This window comes from Shigella sp. FC1661 (assembly GCF_001712525.1).
GTDB classification, from domain to species: domain Bacteria; phylum Pseudomonadota; class Gammaproteobacteria; order Enterobacterales; family Enterobacteriaceae; genus Escherichia; species Escherichia coli.
On the sequence record NZ_MDGW01000398.1, the window covers coordinates 1 to 823 of the forward strand.

Annotated in this window: 1 pseudogene; it reads right to left on the reverse strand. The window is 53.5% G+C overall.

The window, feature by feature from the left end:
- Positions 1-3: 3 nt before the first annotated feature.
- Positions 4-823: pseudogene (locus tag BFF42_RS18880) on the reverse strand (IS3-like element IS629 family transposase); the annotation flags it as partial.

Consider the following 823-nt stretch of genomic DNA (forward strand, 5'->3'; position numbering starts at 1 on the left):
AACTCAGGCTGCCAGATCATCGTTTCCGATGGAAGCATAATAAGCTTTTTCTGCTTCTGCCGGAGGAGTATGGCCCAGCCTTTCCAGCAATCGTCGATTATTATACCAGTCCACCCACGTGAGTGTGGCCAGTTCCACTTCTGCACGGTTTTTCCAGCTCTTACGGTGTATTACCTCCGCTTTGTAAAGACCATTGATGCTCTCCGCCATCGCGTTGTCATACGAGTCGCCTGTACTTCCTGTTGATGCCAGTAATCCGGCTTCCTTAAGCCGCTGTGTGTAGGCCAGCGATACATACTGAGAACCTTTATCACTGTGATGGACCGTGCCGGACGGTCGACGGGCCCATAACGCCTGCTCCAGAGCATCCAGCACGAATGTCGTCTCCATGGACGATGAGACCCGCCACCCCACAATGTATCCGGCAAACACATCAATGATGAACGCCACATAGACGAAGCCCTGCCATGTGCTGACGTAAGTAAAATCAGCTACCCACAGCTGGTCAGGTCGTTCTGCCACGAACTGACGGTTTACGCGGTCGCCTGCGGCAACGGCTTTCCGGCTGATGGTCGTACGGACCTTTTTACCCCGGAGAACACCGGCAAGTCCCATAACCGCCATGAGACGTGCCACAGTGCATCTGGCCACTCTGATACCTTCCCGTAACAACTGACGCCAGACTTTACACCGTATACCTTGTGATTTTCATCGTATACGCGCTGTATCTCTTTCTTCAGCCAGTCATCGCGCTGCGCACGGGCACTGCGTTTATCCGGATGATGTCGCTGTTGCTGACAGTGGTAATACGTTGACGGGGCAA